The following is a 14959-nucleotide window of genomic DNA, read 5'->3' as shown; positions in this document are numbered from 1 at the left end:
CTAATCAATTACGCAGCCAGGAGTGTCGAGGGCGACTTTCCTCACAGCTTCGTAGTAACGCACATACCCAGTGCAGCGGCAAATATGCTCATTTAGCGCCTCTTCAATGGCTTGTTCAAGGTCAACCCGTTTGACTGGATTCTTTTTGAGTTTATCGAGGAACACTGTGGCTCCTGTGACAAAACCTGGTGCGCAATAGCCACATTGAAAAGAGAAGTTTTCGATAAACGCTTGTTGGATCGAGGTCAATTCGACAACGTTTCCTTGTTCATCCAGTTTTGCTTGCCCTTCGATAGTGACAATATTTTTGTTATTAAAGTAGTGTGCGCCAAAAATACAGGTACGGCTTTCAACAGTAGTGCCATCAGGTTGAATTTCCATGATGGTGCAGGCGTGGCAAATCCCCTGTCCGCAACCAAAGTGAGTTCCTGTTAGGTCTAGATATTCATGAAGGAACTCAATCATTGGCATCCCAACAGGGACGTCAATAGGGCCAATTTTTTGACCATTGATGGTTAAGGTTAATGGCTTGCGCTCAATAATCGGAACGGCATTTTTGATATTCATGAGAGGGCCTTTTTAATTTTATCTACCGTAATAGGAAATTCATAAAAACGTTTCCCTGTCGCGTGGGTGAGTGCGTTGCTAGTGGCGGGAAGGATAGGGATCATCCCTAGTTCTGCCATACCTTTCGGCGGCGAGGTTTCAGACAACGGAGGCAAATAATCGATGGTTTGCTGCCAAACGGCCACGTCTTTTGCACGGGGTAAAACATAGCGGTTAAAGTTCCACGTACCGTTACCCGGGCCATCTTCATACAGTGGCAGTTCTTCCATCAATGCATGCCCGATGCCCATTGCCGTACCACCTTGAATTTGCCCAGAAACCAGCTCAGGGACTATCATGGTACCGGGGTCCATAATCATATGATGGCGCATTACATCCACTTCCCCCGTCATGGTGTTGACGTTGAGCTCGACTAAGCAACACGCGGGAGTGACCGTTGTTGGGTCTGCTTTCGCACGTTGAGTCGGTGGGTAGTACGCCATTTTACGTTTGATAAAGTGGTAACCGCCTGTTGTCATTTGTTTTTTCAATTCATTTGGCGCACCATCACCATAACGAATGGATATGGCATCAAGAGGCAGGTTTTTTAGCCCCACGGTTGGAATATCAAAATCAGCGCGAGCCCATTGCCAGCTGGAATAACCATGTACTGCAATCCCCGTGATTAGTCCCATTTCATGGGCACGCTTGGCTAAAATATTGAAAGGGATGGGCTTCATACCACCACCTCCAATGCCATCGGGCCCCACTCGAATATCTGAAAACTCAACATTTAGACCGTTAAATGCACCGCCTCCAGGGCCTTCGCTCCAAATGCTTTTTGCCGCAGGCCATAAGGTATTTTCCAGTAAGAAGTGACCCGCTTGGCGTGTGCCAAAACCGATATAGTAGACTCCACTGGATGAGCTCATATCAGGGATTAACGCAGGTGTCCAATACGGGTCGCTTTTGGCAAGTTCGTCTTGTTTTTTCTGATCTGCCCAGCTGGTTTTTAACGGTAATTCAGCAAATTCGGTGACGCCAAACTCCACTACATCAGGAGCTTTACTGAGAGCTTGCCATACCATCACTTGTTGAGCAGTCGTTCCCCCTGTGCCGATTTCTTGCATGCAGTGGCGCATGGTCAGTTTACCGTCGGCATCAAATTCAAGGGAAAGGATGGTAGGTACGCCGCTAGAACCATACACTTGTTGAACTTGAGCAAAGCCAACACCGTACAGCTTACCAGGGTTTTTGGCATCATATTCGGTTTTGTTTTTCTCACGATCTTGCCAAATCGGATGCTTTTCTGCCAAGTTCAGCATTTCCACATTGCGTGGGTCTCCTGCGATTACGCCACCTTGGGTATTCGGATAACCTTCTAAAATGGCGTTACGACGGCGTAACTCTATTGGGTCGATATTCAGGTTATGCGCTATTTCATCTACCATCAATTCAGTTACTGCCATGGATTGCAGCGACCCAAAACCTCGCATTGAACCAGCTTCAACCGCAGGCGTTGCCATGGCGAGCGCGGTTAAATCAGATTTTGGGAAATAATAAATAGATTGTGCACCCCGTACCGCAACATGAGAAACCGCAACGGATAAGTTTTCACGCCCTCCGCCATTGCAGTTATATGTGCCTTTTAAAACATCAAATTTCCCCGTTTTTTTATCGCCGATAATGGTCACGTCCATTTCAATCGAATGGCGCTTCATCCCCATTTGGAACTGTTCATAACGGTCATTAGCCATGCGCACAGGCAGGCCATCTGCGTAAAAACTGGCAACTAAGGCATAGAATGGAAAAACCGAATAATCTTTCGAACCATAGCCCACCGTTGAGCCTGTTAATAAAACAATGTTTTCAACAGGAAAGTGTTTGTTATTTTTCGATAATTCTGCCGCTGCATTGACGACACCTGCGGGAGATTGTGTCGCCGTCAAAATATGCAGAGTTTTGGTTTTGGCATCATACCATGTGTTGCAGTTATCAGGCTCCATGGCGCAAGGGTCGATGGATTGCGAAAAACCGTGGCGTTCAAGCACAAATTTGTCTGGGTTTTGGCGTGCTGCGGCAATTTCTTGCTCAATTTCCCGTGCGTAATCCATGGCTCTTTCTTGCTTATCAGGCCGTTGTTCTGCTTGATGAAGGGCTTGAATAAAGCCTCCACCACGATCTTTGCGAATAACAGGGGGAACGGTGATGGCATGTTTAGGGTCATAAGGAGGCCAAACAGGTGTATTGCCATCAAAACCGCCTTTAATCCCAGAATCCTGGTAAGGGGAGAAAATTGATGGGGAAAGCGGCGTTTCCCCACCAATTCGTACATAGCGGGCCGCCCCATAATTTGCAGGTGGTTTAGGGCCTGTAACGGCGCCATATTTCACTGTATTCGTTGCAAAGCGCAACATACGCTGCGCTGCACTGTATTTATCAAAGTCTTGGTAAATCAAAATGGCAACTGGGTGGCCAATAATTGGTGCTGTTTCCCCTAACGGAACTAGCACATTGGTACCGTAAAAACCTTTGCCCATCCCTGTATCTTGGGGGATATTCAGGCCATCACGGATGAGGTCTTCTTGTAAGATGACTTTATCAGGTTGTAAGTTTGGCCCTAGCATTGAAATATCAATACCTTCAAATATTTTATCCGCATTGGTGGCTTTTAACATAAAGGCATAACTTTGTTTTTTTGGCCAGCCTGGAATATCTTTGGCGCGGTAATCACGGGCGAAGTTTTTTCTCCCCGTGACTTTTTCAACGCCATCCCAACGAAAACGCGCTTTACCATTTTGCCCAATCCAGTCGGTTTTCGGTGAATCTGAATCCAATTCAACCGCAAGGGCAAAAGGGAGTTTACCTACCATGACGGTAATCCCTGCGATGGTACCTAATTTAATAAAATTACGCCTAGAAATATGTCCCGTCATTATGTACTCCCAAATTTTATTATTAGGGGGATTTGCATTAGAGGTAGTAATAAATAATGTGTTTGTATAATTAAATATAAGATTATTTTATGACAAATAAATCAAATCACATTTAGATGGTTAATATGTGATTACTCAATAAGTTACATAAATAGTATGGGTATCTATAAAGGGTTATGGGAAATGAGTAAAGGGTTTTATACAAGAAAGTGAATAATCTTGGTGGAGTAATCTTAATTGGACAATTTTAACAAAAATCACTGCCTAAAATTCATGTTGAGTTAATGGGTTAAAATCATTTTGATTATTTTTAAATAAATTCAATATATAATTAAATATATAACGATTCTATTTTTTGATTGTTATTAATTTTAATGAGAAGCCAGACTGACCGGTTCATTTTGTTAGTCTGGCTTTTTTAGGTTATTGACGTAAGGCTTTAACGTGTTCTGGCGTTACATCAGCAGGTTGACCACCCCATTCAACACGTAGAAAATTGACTAATTCGCTGATTTGTTGGTCGCTCAGCTTATTCGCAAAACCTGGCATGCTTTGTAGGCTTTGATTATTCGGAAATTGTTGTTCTGGTAAACCATCCAAAATAGCATTAATCAGATTGGTACTGTCTACATCACGTAATGTTGAATTGCCTTTCATCGCAACGGCCACATTCGGTTTACCGCCACCATCGTAAGCGTGGCAGCCAGAACAAGTTTCTAAATACACTTGTCGGCCTTGTGGGTTACCTTCGCCCATTTTTAGTGGCAATGTGGTCGGTGGGTTGTCGCCCATCAGATAAGTGGCGATTGCGCTATTATCTTCAGGAGTTAAATGCTGTGAACTCAGGTAAATCACAGGGTGCATATCACTATAGGCTGAACCTTGTGGGGCGATACCCGTCATGAAAAATTGCTGTAAATCCTGTTTTGTCCAGCCACGTGCAGCGAGCGCCTCTGGCGTAATGTCAGGTGCGATAAAGCGCCCTAATGCACCACCTTTCATATAGTTGTCCAAATCCATTTCACCTAAAGCTCCCCTTGGCGTGTGGCATTCAGAGCAGTGTTCCAATACGTTAACTAAATATTTTCCACGTTGCCATTCAGGAGAGCTGCCTTGAGAGCTGTCTGGAAGCGGTTTATCGTTAAAAAATAGCAGGTTCCAACCAATCATTGCCATGCGCTGATTTAGCGGGAAAGGCAATGAGTTTTCGGGTGGTGCAACATCCACTGCTGGGCGGCTCATCAAGTAGCTGTAAATTGCATCGGAGTCTTCTCGGGTTATACCTTTGTAGGAGGTATATGGCATCGCAGGGTAAAGGTGTTTACTCGGCGGTGAGATCCCTTGAGTAAGCGCCTTATAAAACTGATCTTTTGTCCAGCGGCCAATCCCAAAATCTGCAGAAGGGGTCAAGTTGCTGCTATAGATGGTACCAAAAGGCGTATCAAGGGGAAATCCGCCCGCAAGTGGTGCGCCGTTAGTGCTGGTATGGCAAGCTGCGCAGTCGCTAGCGAGGGTCAGGTAGCGACCTCGTTCAATTTCTTGGGGAGTTGAGGTCACTTTTTGAGCGGGGCCATCCAATGTACGGCTTTCATACCAGTAAAGTACAGCCCAAACGACGATAATTATCGCAATCAGCCATAAAATGATTTTTTTGATCATTTGATTGCCTCCTTGATAAGCCCAGGAGTAGCAAGAACAACTTCTCGCACCGCATCATAATAACGAACGTAGCCTGTACAACGGCAAATATGGTTGTTCAGAGCCTGCTTAATGGCTTCCTCTAATTCTTCCTCTTTAATTGGGTTACGTTGAAGTTCCTCAATAAAAACGGTTGCTGCATTGACAAAACCAGGAGTGCAATAGCCACACTGGAAGCTAAAATGCTCAATAAAAGCTTGTTGCACAGGGGATAATTTCACATCCCCATTTTCCGCTTTAGTTGCAGCCCCCTCAATGGTACGAATGCTTTTGTTGTTAAAAAAGTGAGCGCCTGTGATGCAGGTGCGGATCTCTTCACTGGTACCTGAAGGGTGGTCTAAGATCACCACGCAGGCGTGGCAAATACCTTGACCACAACCTAGACGTGAACCCGTTAAATCAACATATTCATGAAGGAAATCAATCATCATGAGGCCTTCAGGTACATCCATTGGCCCATAAGATTGACCATTAATGGTTAATGTCAGCGGAAGGAAATTTAAGCTCATGATAATACCTCTTGAATGTCTTTAGCTCGCACAGGGAGGTGCAAGAAATGGTGGCCAGTTGCATCGGCGATAGCATTGACGATAGATGAAACCACAGGGATCATCACTACCTCAGCAACCCCTTTTGGGGGATCGGTTTCTGAGAGTCCTGGTAGGATTTCACTGGTCTGCTGCCAAACTGCAACGTCACTGGCGAGTGGAAGATGGTAACGGTTGAAGTTCCATGTTCCATTACCAGGGCCGTCTTCATACAGAGGTAAATATTCATGGAGGGCATGACCGATACCCATTGCGAGACCACCTTGGATTTGCCCTGAAACCAGTTGTGGAACGATTAAATTACCGCATTCCACAACGGTGTGATGGTCAAGTAATTCAACTTGCCCCGTGGCTTTATCAATGGACAATTCTGTGACAGTCGCTACTGCACTGTAGTAGGTTACACCTGCGTTATTTCTTTGCGTATCAGGGTAATAGGCTTTTTCACGATGACAGACTTGGTAATCCTTTTCAGCAAAACGCAACGCGAGCCCATCGACGGGTAAGCGGCGCATTTCGCCTTGAATGCTAAAATCGGCTTCAGCCCATTGCCAGCGGTTAAATACGTGGCTAACTGCACCTGTCACACCCCCCATTTCAAAGGTGCGATCGATTAATCGCTGTAAACTTAACACCTCTAATCCATCGGCAGTTAGCCCTTCAGCAACCCAGCGTGCATCTTCGCGGCGTACAACTAATGGTGCGGCTTGCCCTCCGCCAATGCCCTCTTGCCAAATTGACATTGCAGCTGGCCACAGTCCATGTTCGAACACGAGTCGAGCCGCTTCTTCTGTACTGTGGGTAAAGTAGTATGCGGAATTACTGGCACTTGACGGTGAGCAATAATTTGGCGTCCAGAGTGGGTTTTGCGCTAAGCGGTCTTGTTCTTCCTGTGCCATGGCAAACGGGTTACCCGTTGATATCATAGGCAAAATCGACCAGTCAGCTACAGAAAAGTGAGCAAGTTCAGCGGGTTTTCCAAGCCATTTTGCGCATACAACGGCTTGAGAGGTAGACATGCCCGTTCCCATTTCAGCCCCACTATGGTAGATGGCAATTTTGCCTTCTCGCGTTAGCTCTACACGAGCAAATGACGATTCCGCGCCTGTCCCAAAGTCTTTTTGCACACAGGAAATCCCTGTACCAAAAAATTTCCCACTATTTTTGGCTTCGTAATCGGCTTTGCGTTTGGCCCTTTCGGTCCACATCGGGTGAGCTGCGCAGCGCGTTAATACTTCATCGGCACGGATCGCGCCGCCCGGGATTGCCCCTTGGGTATTTTTCATCCCTGATTTGATTAGATTGTTTAGGCGAAATTCAATGGGGTCAGCCTTGAGCAGCTTCGCAGCTTCCTCCATTAACATATCGGTAGCAGCCATGGCTTGCAGTGTGCCGTAACCTCGAGCAGAGCCAGCATCGACCGCTCGTGATGCAATGCCAACTGCAGAAAGGTCACTACGAGGAATATAATAAATCGCCTGTGCTCCCGTGGCACCAACCATCACAACGGATGGTGTAAAGTTACAGCGTCCACCGCCATCACCAATAAATGAGGCGCTGAGAGCTTCAATTTTATGTGTTTTCTTGTTGACGGCTAATGTGTAATCCATGTCGAAAGCGTGGCGCTTGATACTGGATTGGAATTGCTCATAGCGGTCATTAGCTAGACGAATAGGTACGCCATCGCCATATAGTGTTGCCATGGCGCCATAATAAGGGAATGGGGCGTGGTCTTTTGAACCATAACCCACTGTAAAACAAGGATGTAGGAATATTTGCTTAATTGGGAACGTTGATTTAGCCAGCATTTCAGGCAACGATGCCGCCACTTCTTGTGGTGACTGAGTTGGGATCACAAGGTGGAATGATTGCGTTTTTGCATCATACCAACCATTGGCATTATCAGGCTCTAATGCAGCGGTATCAATGGATTGAGTTGAATATTTGCGTTTAATGACTAACCAGTCTTCAGGGGGATTTTCCAATTGTTTGGCTAGCGCATCGGCAAAAAACATACCTTCTTCATCCAGTTTTCCACCTTCACGGCCTTCAGGCCATACGGGAAGATGTTTTTTCATCCCAATGGGTGATATCGGCATGTCTTTCATACTGGAATAAATATCTGGGTCGTAAGGGTTTTCACTTCCAATACGTACTCCACGATAGGTGCCCCAAGGGTCACGTTCTAATGGCCCTGTAAATGCACCATATTGAATAATATCATCGTGGAATTTAAGCGTTTCTTTGGCAAAGCGGAATTTTGCAAAGTCATGGTAAATGAGCAGTGCCACAGCTTGGCCTAAATAGGCAGGGGTTTTCCCTTCGGGAAGAAGCAAGTCTTCTCCGTAAAACTCAGGGAAAGCAACACCGTCTTTTTCTAAGTCACTTGCCGTCACAATGCGGTCTGGCATCAAGCCATCGCTGAGCCTATCGAGGTTAAAACCTTGGTAAATTTTGTCCGCTTGGGTCACTCTGAGTAAAAATGCGTGGCCTTGTTGTTTTGGCCAGTGGGGAATATCCCGTGCTCGGATGTCTCTGGCGAAAACTTTTTCACCTTGCACTTTAGAAAAGGCATCAATACGAAATTTTATTCGCTTATCAACGGGGTTCCAGTCTGGGGACTGAAGAATTTTTTCCTCAAATAGCACATCAAAAGCGCGGCTATATAAAGGGGCGAGATACACTGAAATTCCAGCAACAACGGCACATTTTAGAAAGTGTCTGCGGGAGAGTTCGACATTGCTTTTGCTCATAATAAACCCTTACACTTATTATATTACATCTATATTGTTTTATTTATCATTACTCTGAAAATTATTACATACTGATTCAAATATTGTCTAATTGTGAATGGTTGGCAAGCTACTATTAACAATAACTTGTTATCTTATTGAATATCCCTTATTTATTAGAGCATAAATAAATATACGTCTGAATAATTACAATTATGAATATTGGCATATTAATATTAGCAGCTGGTCGCAGCCAGCGTTTTAAAAATGCAGGTGGAAAAGGCAGTAAATTGAATCTTCTATTAGGTGAACAAACTGTTTTTGAAAAAACACTTTTAAATTCAATGGATAGCAAGCTTGCTGTTCATGTTGTAACCAGGCCTGATAATGAGGGGGTTATTCACAGTTGCTTACAATATAATATTCCATTCTCATTGTTAGATAGTGATGGATTAGGCGAATCTATAGCGTTGGGCATTAAAAATACATCTTATTTAGATGGTTGGTTAATTCAATTAGCGGATATGCCTTATATAAGTAGCAGTCTACTCCTCTGTGTTGCCAATAACCTCAATCACCATTCGCTCGTTAGACCTGTATATGGTGGATTGCCTGGTCATCCAGTGGGAATATCTGCAAAGTATTATTCAGAATTAATTAAATTAGCAGGGGATGATGGGGCAAAATCAATATTACGTCACAATTTTGTTTATGAATTAGAGATAAATGATGAAAGTGTTATTAAAGATATTGATTATCCAATAGTTGATAATGAATAGGAGCAAGTATGCTGCGTGAAGATGTTTTTGTTATCTCTCAAGCCCTTTCTTGGATAAAAGAAGAGCCCATTTGGTTGTGTACTGTGCTGAGTACGTATGGTTCTTCTCCTCGCAGCCCAGGGTCGCTCCTTGTCGCAAAAGCGGATGGCCAGTATGTTGGTTCTTTGTCAGGTGGTTGTATTGAGGAAGATTTTATTCAGCGTATTCAAGATGCGAAATACCTAAATGGTAGTCAAATTGTTCGCTATGGTCGCGGTGGATTAGAGGCGAAAGTGAATTTGCCTTGTGATGGTAGTTTAGATGTTTTAATTGAATATTTACCTAAGAGTGACGAAAGTGTTAGTTATCTCACTGAAATACATCAAGCACTATTAGGATATACCGCAATTAATAAAAAAATCATCTTGCCCCAACGCGGTGAAATCAGTACAGCCAATAATCAACAGATTCCAACCCAAATAGAGCGTGTTGGTGATGACATTCAATTTTATATTGCCGCACCACCACGGTTAATTATTGCAGGGATCTCGAATGTTGGGATTTATTGTGCAAGTTTTGCGGCAACATTGGGGTTCGAAGTGATCATTTGCGAGCACCGTGAGGATGAATTAGGGCGTTTTTCTGGGCAGCTTTCTAGCCAGTTTGAGGTGATTAAATTATTTCCTGCCCGTTATTTAGAGTCCCAAAGTTGTACGCCAAATACGGCCATTGTTTCTTTAACACATGATCCTCGTATTGATGACCTAACATTGATGGAGGCTGTGAATACCCCTGCGTTTTATATTGGTGCAATGGGGTCAAGCCGCACAAGTGCACGTCGACGTGAACGGTTATTGGGCGCTGGCGGAATGTCATTGGCGGAAATCGACCGTATTCACGCGCCTATTGGTATTCCAATTGGTAGCAAAACGCCGCCTGAAATTGCGTTAGCGATAATGGCAGACATTGTCGCATACAAAAATGGTGTGAAAGGCCAGAACGATAAACAAATAAAAAATCATTTATCGGCGGTAAATCAATAAGTTAAAGTTTAAGATAGGGCGGCCAGTTTATCGCCCTGTCTTTAATGATATCTGATGTTATCGTTGTACAGCAGTCACCATGATTTCTACAAGTACTTGTTCCCGCGCCATATTCGCTTCAACAGCTGCACGTGCTGGGCTGTGCTCAACAGGCATCCAGCTTTCCCAAACCGCATTAAATGCAGCAAAGTCCCGATGCATATTTTTAATCCAAACTTGAGCGGATAAAATGCACGTTTTATCGCTTTGACTTGCTGCTAATAATGCATCAATTTTATCAAGAACGTCTTGAGTCTGTTGTGTAATGTCACCCGTTAAATCGCTAGGAACTTGGCCAGATAAGTACACAAGGCCACCAAACTCAACACTGTCTGCTAGGCGTGGCTTTGGATTATTTCGTTTAATACTCATATTTACCTCGTTAATCCTGCAAGAGAAATGGGGGATGTTTTTGTCGTAATCAATTGACTTAATATTTCTGCACTGCCCGCAGCTAGAGTAAACCCTAAACTACCATGGCCAATATTTAACCAAAGGTTTTTATAGGTAGTTTTTCCTAATAGTGGTGGGCCCTTTGGTGTTGATGGCCGTAACCCATACCATGCAGGGGCATCATCCACTTTAGGTAAATGTGGAAACGTTTTTTTCACAATGTCCTTTAAGGCATTCACGCGGTTATCGCGCAGCCCTGAATCATCATAACCAATATCGACCATGGCAGCGATGCGCAGTTGGTCGTTTAATTTGGCATAAACAATTTTATTACCATAATCCGTCACATTAATTTTGGGCACACAATGCTCAGCTTGAGGATATTCAACACTAAGGCTATATCCCTTTAAACCTAACATAGGGACATCAATTCCCAGCGGTTTAAGTAATTCTCGGCTGCCGTTGCCAGCACAAACAATAACCTCATCAGCCTGAATATTTCCCTGGTGAGTGACTATTCCAGTAATGCAATTATTGTGTTGGGTAAAGGATTTGACACTACGTTGCAAGCAGAGAGTAAACTGTGGCTGCGTGTTTAAATATTGCAGCACGTTTTTGCAAAATAAATAACAATCGGCACTTTCATCATCAGGGGCATAAATTGCGCCAACGAGCTGTGATTGGATATGTTTTAGAGAGGGTTCTAACTCAGTAATTTCAGCGGGCGTTAAGATTTTTTGAAATTGACTATCAGCCGTTTCACACGCTTTTTGAAAGCTTTTTTTATCGCGATGAATAATTAATTTCCCTGATTTTTCCCAAGCAAAGTCAGCGATATCACCATTTTTCCGCCACATATTCATTATGTTTTGGCTTAATAGTGATAAGCGCAGAATATGTGCACCATTGATTTTATTGGTTTTACGGTTACACGCTAGGGTAAATTGCGCTAACCATGACCATTGCTGAATTGATGGGGTTATTTTCAGATTCAACGGGGAGTCGTTTTTCCCCATCCAGCGCAGCCCTTGTAAGGGAACGCCAGAATCGGCAAGTGGCGAAACATAGCGGTAACTCAGCTGCCCACCGTTAGCAAAGCTGGTTTGCATTCCGACATCTGAATCAGATTCAAGCAAGGTGACGGTTTGACCCGCTTTAATTAACGCGTATGCGGTGCTTAACCCAATCACACCCGCTCCAATAATCACCACATGTTTAGCCATAATATTCCACAACCTATAATAATGTAGGAATGAATATTTAACGGCGAATAGGCTAACTAAACAATTGAGTTTTCATTACCAGAGTATAACTTTTGGTTAACGACTTTATTCCTTTTTTCGAGAGTTAACGCTAATGTATTGACGTAATTTTGTGCGGCTTTGGTTAATGGTTTATCTGCACGGTGAAAAACAGAAACCGCTAATCGCAGTCCTTCTTTTAACGGATAGATCATCGATTCTGGTAGTGTGTGTTCTGCTGAGAAAATATCCGTAATGCTGCAACCTAACCCTGCTTGAACAAACTCGGCAGCCATATGGTAAGTGTGTACGCTGATATTTGATTCAGCGAATTGATGACGCTTTTGTAAAAGCTGAGACAATGAATCAGAGCCAGGATGGATCCAACGTTCTTGGTCAATATCAACTAAGGAAACGGGGGTGTGTAATGGTGGCTGACTGTCAACATAGACTAAGGGAATATCAGCAATTGGCAGCACAGTAATCCCCCCTTCGATTTCAAGATTAAAGCCAATACCAATGTCCAAATCTTGCTGTGTTAATAATTGCAGAATATCTGTTGTGTGGTGGGTTCCAATCGTGAGTTTTATATTGGGGTGTTTTTTAATAAACAGGGCGGTGACTTCGGGTACTAGGTTTAACCCTAGGCTTGGCAAACAGCCGATAGCTAATTTACCTTGCGGATTACGGGATAAATTTTGTGCTAAAATTCTGAGCTTATCTAAATTTTGATAAACTTCTTTTGCCTCTTCAAACAATAAATTCGCTTCATCTGTAGGGATTAGTTTTCCTCTAATTCGTTGAAATAAAACCAATCCAAGCTGCTGCTCTGCATGTTTTAACGCTTTACTCGCCGCGGGTTGAGAAATATGAAGGACTTCTGCCGCTCGTGTTAAAGAACCACAAGTCATGACTGCGTAAAATATATCAAGATGCCGTAATTTCATGCTATGAAACCTACCATTTTTGTTTATCAAGGTATTTTACCGAATTAATCCTATTTAATCCGATGCGGTCGTCATTTTGTGATGGGATACGAGAAAAGAATTTTTTGCATAAGGAGATACTTTAACGAGAAAGGAAAATGCCAGTCTATATCTTTTGGTTATAAACTGGCACTTTATAAAGTAGGTTAGGCGAAATAGGTACCTATTTCGATGAATATTTTAATTAAGATACTGTTTGAAATATCCACGATAAATGCCCCCACCATTGGCACGACTAAGAAAGCTTTATGGGACGGGCTAAATGCTTTTGTGACGGTTTGCATATTTGCAATAGCAGTAGGCGTTGCCCCCATACCGAATCCACAATGTCCCGCGCTAATCACTACCGCATCATAGTCTTTGCCCATCATCTTAAAGGTCACAAAGCAGGCGAACAGCACCATAACTACAGTTTGCACAGCAATAATTAATAAAACAGGGCCTGCCATGCTGGCTAATTGACCGAATTTTAAAGACATCAATGCCATCGCTAAGAATAATGACAAGGCAACGCTACCAAGAACATCAACGGTAGGCTCAAACACTTCATGTTTAAATACATGCGTTAATACATTTCGGATGATAATACCGACAAATAAACACCAAACGAAGGTCGGTAATTGCAGAACTGTATCTTTGAATAAGGCACTAATATACCCACCAACAACAATACAGATAATCAGCATTGAGATAGTTTCAATGACATTGTTGGCATTGATTTTACGTTTAACGCTAGGTTGTTCAAATGCTTCAACAATCGTTTCTTTTTCTAATTCAGTGGCTTTTGGGATTGTCACTTTTTTCAATAAATGGCGAGCTACTGGACCACCAATTAAACCACCCAATACTAAACCTAAAGTAGCACATGCCATCGCTAATTCAACGGCACCTGTAACACCATATTTATCGGCTAATACTGGCCCCCAAGCCCCCGCGTTTCCGTGGCCACCCGTTAAGGTGATTGAACCCGCTATTAAGCCAATAAATGGGCTCTCATTTAGCATGACTGCCATGCCCATACCCACAGTATTTTGAATTGCAATTAAAATGGTGACGGCGATAGTTAATAATACCAGTGGCTTGCCGCCTTTTATTAATCGTGAAAAATCCGAACTTAACCCAATGGATGAGAAGAAGGTGATCATCAGAATACTTTGTAAGGATGCATCGAAAGTAAAAGAATACCCTGCAGTTTTATCGATAATCAATAAAATAATGGCCACAATAAAACCGCCAACAACGGCTTCAGGAATATGGTTTTTCTGTAAAAAGGGCGTGTATTTAACAACAAACATCCCAATCAATAGCGCTAAACAAGCGACTAATAATGTGTAGCTGGCATCTAAAATCATTATTTTACCTCAAATAAGCTTACCAGAGCTTCTTTTATCGTTATTTAACATTAATGATAAATTAAGCTACTTTGCGCAACCTTTGTTTAATAATGAGTTTTGTTTGGGTATCTATAACCTTTAGTTAACTCTAGGCTGTGTATTAGGCAGGATGAAAATATGGTATTTATTAAGCGAAAATCGCGAGAAGTAGCGTGAATAGCAGGTTTCCAAAGAACTTATTTATTTGAAGGTGGCGATATAACAATGAAATTTAAACGGATGTACCTGAACGCCATGCAGCATAAGTAATTATAAGAAATGTGATGTACAACATAAAAGAAAATAGACAGGTAGGAGTGGAATATGGGGCACATAATCTATTTTTGATGCATTGTGCAAATTTTGTCGAAAGCGTCGTCTAAAAAACCATCGACAATTAAGTGTCAGGTATTTTATTAACCTCTTGATTTTAAGTAATACACATCAATCTTTTATCGATGATAAATTGTGGATGGTTACTTTTAAATGGAATAAGTACAAATATAATAAACAAACGTTATTTGATAATTTTGTTTCAGGCTTATATTTGGTTTATTTTACCATCTTATTAAGGCTATCGAATTTGGCTTGTTTATTAATAGATTGTTTTTATAAGATTATTATTATTTAAATTATTTTAAACCCATATAAAAGTCAAATTTACTC

The 14959-nt window shown here is 42.7% G+C and carries 11 protein-coding genes; 2 read left to right on the top strand and 9 right to left on the bottom strand.

Translation table 11 applies throughout. The features are described 5' to 3' along the window. The 5 genes from M1F05_RS16170 to M1F05_RS16150 all read right to left on the bottom strand — a co-directional run bounded on the left by M1F05_RS16170 (nucleotide 1) and on the right by M1F05_RS16150 (nucleotide 8481). A complete protein-coding gene (locus tag M1F05_RS16170) occupies nucleotides 1-567 on the bottom strand; it encodes a (2Fe-2S)-binding protein (protein ID WP_206086851.1) in 567 nt (188 codons plus the stop codon). Next, nucleotides 564-3482, bottom strand: coding sequence for a xanthine dehydrogenase family protein molybdopterin-binding subunit (locus M1F05_RS16165; RefSeq protein WP_272516296.1), 2919 nt, complete (start codon nucleotides 3480-3482; stop codon nucleotides 564-566). The genes M1F05_RS16170 and M1F05_RS16165 overlap by 4 nt, the downstream gene beginning before the upstream one ends. Before the next feature lie 423 nt (nucleotides 3483-3905). After that, nucleotides 3906-5141 carry a cytochrome c gene (locus M1F05_RS16160; RefSeq protein ID WP_206086849.1) on the bottom strand — a complete coding sequence of 412 codons (1236 nt, stop codon included), beginning with the start codon at nucleotides 5139-5141 and terminating at the stop codon, nucleotides 3906-3908. After that, nucleotides 5138-5689: a (2Fe-2S)-binding protein gene (locus M1F05_RS16155; protein ID WP_206086848.1), complete on the bottom strand. Its 552-nt coding sequence runs from the start codon at nucleotides 5687-5689 to the stop codon at nucleotides 5138-5140. Before M1F05_RS16155 ends, M1F05_RS16160 begins: the two co-directional genes overlap by 4 nt. Next, complete coding sequence (locus M1F05_RS16150) at nucleotides 5686-8481, bottom strand: xanthine dehydrogenase family protein molybdopterin-binding subunit (RefSeq protein ID WP_206086847.1); 2796 nt, start codon at nucleotides 8479-8481, stop codon at nucleotides 5686-5688. Before M1F05_RS16150 ends, M1F05_RS16155 begins: the two co-directional genes overlap by 4 nt. Before the next feature lie 194 nt (nucleotides 8482-8675). Here M1F05_RS16150 and M1F05_RS16145 point away from each other — a divergent pair, with 194 nt between their 5' ends. Beyond that, nucleotides 8676-9239, top strand: a complete 564-nt coding sequence (locus tag M1F05_RS16145; RefSeq protein ID WP_206086846.1) for an NTP transferase domain-containing protein — start codon at nucleotides 8676-8678, stop codon at nucleotides 9237-9239. Between the two features lie 8 nt (nucleotides 9240-9247). Beyond that, complete coding sequence (locus M1F05_RS16140) at nucleotides 9248-10261, top strand: XdhC family protein (protein ID WP_206086845.1); 1014 nt, start codon at nucleotides 9248-9250, stop codon at nucleotides 10259-10261. Between the two features lie 57 nt (nucleotides 10262-10318). On the opposite strand, the gene M1F05_RS16135 is transcribed toward M1F05_RS16140, so the two are convergent. The 4 genes from M1F05_RS16135 to gltS form a co-directional block, all read right to left on the bottom strand. Continuing rightward, a complete protein-coding gene (locus M1F05_RS16135) occupies nucleotides 10319-10672 on the bottom strand; it encodes a RidA family protein (RefSeq protein WP_206086844.1) in 354 nt (117 codons plus the stop codon). Between the two features lie 2 nt (nucleotides 10673-10674). Beyond that, complete coding sequence (locus M1F05_RS16130; protein WP_206086843.1) at nucleotides 10675-11916, bottom strand: D-amino acid dehydrogenase; 1242 nt, start codon at nucleotides 11914-11916, stop codon at nucleotides 10675-10677. A 56-nt stretch (nucleotides 11917-11972) separates the two neighbouring features. After that, a complete protein-coding gene (locus M1F05_RS16125) occupies nucleotides 11973-12881 on the bottom strand; it encodes a LysR family transcriptional regulator (protein ID WP_206086841.1) in 909 nt (302 codons plus the stop codon). Nucleotides 12882-13066: 185 nt separating this feature from the next. Continuing rightward, nucleotides 13067-14272 (bottom strand): sodium/glutamate symporter, encoded by a 1206-nt coding sequence (gltS, locus tag M1F05_RS16120; RefSeq protein ID WP_206086840.1) that lies wholly within the window; start codon nucleotides 14270-14272, stop codon nucleotides 13067-13069. Nucleotides 14273-14959: the final 687 nt, after the last annotated feature.

Source organism: Providencia sp. PROV252 (assembly GCF_033676005.1).
GTDB classification, from domain to species: Bacteria; Pseudomonadota; Gammaproteobacteria; order Enterobacterales; family Enterobacteriaceae; genus Providencia; species Providencia vermicola.
This window is presented reverse-complemented; position numbering and strand designations above follow the sequence as displayed.